The following is a 3,025-nucleotide window of genomic DNA, read 5'->3' on the forward strand; positions in this document are numbered from 1 at the left end:
ATGTATAACTATTTTCGACATTGGTTAAAGTCAGGTTGGTTGGGAGTGTTTTGGAATGAAGGAAAATGAATTCCAATTCATCCCACCAAAATAATTGTTCTTTTCCAATATAAGAGGTCGGAATAAAGAAGGTTGCCGGACAATCATATGTTTCCAACACGGGTTTGGCATTCAAATAATTATCCCGATAGGCATCGTCAAAGGTTATGTATATGCTGTTTGGTTCTATTTTACCAGCGGTGAGTTGTTCCACTAGGTCACTAACGGGTAGTACATTAAAGTTTTTTTTTAACGCTTTGATCTGTGATTCGAAATTTTTTGGGCTAACTGCCAATTGCCACGGATCTGTTTCGAGATTGCACACACGGTGATACATGAGTACAATTGCCTTTGGTTCTCTTGGCCGTAAAAATTTTCTAATTCTTGAAATCATTGAAGTTTTTTTATTTTACAGCACGTACCGTTATTATTACCTGATAATGGGGATCGTGTTGGTCCAATTGTTCTTTCTTGATTTCGGGAAGCCCCATGCCATATAAAAAGGCACTTGCCACCAATACATTCCCATTGGTTTGGATTGAAATTTTCCCATGCGTAAAGCACTCTTCCATAATTCGTTGCATGGATGCATCCGTAAAGGACCAAAGCCAGTATTTGCCCCATCCATCCTGGGCAATATGGCTAATGCCAGGCACTGTTATTAACAGTGTTCCTCCCTGTTTTCACAGCCTGTAGCAAGTTTCAATAGCACCTTTGAAGTCATAGATAAGGTGTAAGGTTTGGGTAAGGACGATACAATCAAACGAATTTGAAGGGATATGTGGGGCATTGCTTAAATCCCCAATAAATGTAGCTTGTTCATTGGAGTCATCAATATGTAAAATATCGCTCTTTGTAACATTACTTCCCCCATATTTTAAGGTATAGGCGTTATCCCCTATTTCAAGGACCCTTCCCCTGATCAAGGAAGAATTTTCATCAAGAAAATTTTCAATATAATATCGGTCTAAAGGGCCACCACGATCGTAACCGAATTCTGTACTGATAGGGGAAGTCCTGTTTAGACTTCCCAAATTTACTTTTCCAATTAAAGGTGGAGGGTTGGACTTTTTATATGTTGTCTGATATAATTTAAAGATACTTGTAGGTATCCGTTTTTTAATACGATTCTTAATTTTTTGTTTGAATTGTACTATAGGATATTGTCTTTTTTTAGTTTTGAACTTTTTATAGAGCAATGGATTACTACTTTTTAAAGTCTTGATGTCTTCTGGATTGTAGTCCGATTTTTTAGAATACAACTGATCGAGAAGGTTATCAAATATTTTTTCAGAATAATACGATTTCCAATAATTCATACCTTTTTGGTATGCTTTCTTTTCAGCAGTGTTCTTTAGGTTTTTCTTTTGGTAGGATAATACCAGCAAAGCCGAATGCATCATCCCGGTGTAATTTGAGGACATATTATGGTTATGTTTTCTGTAAACAGCTATTAATTTGGTATGGTGGATCATTGGAAAATATCGCGTTATTTGAAGGTATAAATTATAATCTTCACAAAAACGTAAAGCTACATTGTAAGCAAATTTTTCAAATACCCAATGCCTGTACATTACACTTGCATGCATCCCGATGAAGTTGCCTTCCAACAATTTACAATAGTGTTTTTCAGGTACTTCCTGTTGAATGGTCCAGCTTTTGTCTTCCGGCTCATAGTAGAGCTCATAACCTCCCGAAACAAATGCGGCATTGACATCGGACTTCAAATAATTGAGATTAATTTCCAAAGCCTGATCCAAAAGCCAATCGTCCGCATCTAAAAACACTATATAATCTCCGTTCGCATGTTTGACCCCCATATTTCTGGCTGCGGATAAGCCTGCATTTTCCTGATATACATAGTTCACTTTGGGGTAGTCGGAACATACAGATTTAGTATTATCGCTGGATCCATCGTCAACGACTATCAGCTCAAAATAGGGATAGGATTGCGAGTAAACACTTTGAATGGCCTTTGATAAATACTTCCCATGATTGTAGCAAGGAATGATTACTGAAACTAGGGGTGTTATTGTGTTTAGGGGTTGTACCATTGCGCTACTTAGGGAGTTAATGGTGGTTTGTGCTTATTATTATGATAAAAACGTATTCCGGAAATTAACCCTTTTATTTCGCTCCATAGGGTTTGATGTCGAAAATTATACTTCGGGAAACCAGTGAGAAGCAGGGAAAGATAATACTTGGGGAGTTTAAAATACAAATATTTTTTATACCCGACTTTTTTATTCTGGGCATGTTGTATGAGTACAGATGCGGAATGTCCACGCATATAGCCGAAAAGTTGTTTATGAAGTTGATCTATATCCTCTCGATGTTCATGAAAGACAAAGGCCCTTGGATTGTAATGAATAGCCATATCGCTTGCCAATATCCTAAACCATATTTCGGAATCCCCACTACAACCGGCAGCCCCAACATCCAATCGATCATCAAAATAATTAACCCGTTCAATAGCCTTTTTCCTAAAGGCCATATTGGCACCGGCACCGATATCCCATACTTTTGGTGCTGTTGAAGACTTTAAAATAAAATCGCTATTAAAATAGATATCCCGATAGCCTTTATTAAACCCCCAATGTTTTTCAAATAGCTGCTGGCTTTCGGTCTCAAGGGATGATGCGATCACTAATCCTGTCATCGCATCTATATTCTCTTGTAAAAAAGTTTCCCAAATACGGAAAGACCACAAGGTGTCTACCCTTACATCGTCATCGGTATAGGCCACTATGGGATACTTGGCTACCCGTGCACCGGTATTTCGAGCAATATCCAATCCTGGACGGGGTTCTTTACAGTAAGTAACGCCATTGAATAAATCTACCGTCAACTTTGTACTATCATCCGTAGGCGCATTGTCTACAACAATGATCTCTCGTGGCATACAGGTTTGCATGCTTAAACTATCGAGACATTTTTTTAAACTTTCACTACGGTTCCGGGTACAGATCACAACGGATATAGCAAC

The 3,025-nt window shown here is 38.1% G+C and carries 4 protein-coding genes; all 4 read right to left on the reverse strand.

All coding sequences use genetic code 11. The annotated features are described in order from the left end of the window. On the reverse strand, window positions 1-433 hold a 433-nt coding region (locus tag WBM98_RS04355), incomplete at its 3' end, for a polysaccharide deacetylase family protein (RefSeq protein WP_424364805.1). Window positions 434-443: 10 nt separating this feature from the next. Next, window positions 444-695, reverse strand: a complete 252-nt coding sequence (locus tag WBM98_RS04360) for a hypothetical protein (protein WP_424364806.1) — start codon at window positions 693-695, stop codon at window positions 444-446. A 27-nt stretch (window positions 696-722) separates the two neighbouring features. Continuing rightward, on the reverse strand, window positions 723-2,093 hold the full coding sequence (locus WBM98_RS04365; protein WP_424364807.1) for a glycosyltransferase: 1,371 nt from the start codon (window positions 2,091-2,093) through the stop codon (window positions 723-725). A gap of 8 nt (window positions 2,094-2,101) precedes the next feature. After that, on the reverse strand, window positions 2,102-3,025 hold a 924-nt coding region (locus WBM98_RS04370; protein ID WP_424364808.1), incomplete at its 5' end, for a glycosyltransferase family 2 protein.

This window comes from Maribacter sp., from assembly GCF_049667165.1.
Classification (GTDB): Bacteria; Bacteroidota; Bacteroidia; order Flavobacteriales; family Flavobacteriaceae; genus Maribacter_A.

What these genes read in the sequence shown, in the direction of transcription:
- WBM98_RS04365 (WP_424364807.1), bottom strand. Translation starts at nt 2,093, where the DNA reads ATGGTACAACCCCTAAACACAATAACACCCCTAGTTTCAGTAATCATT.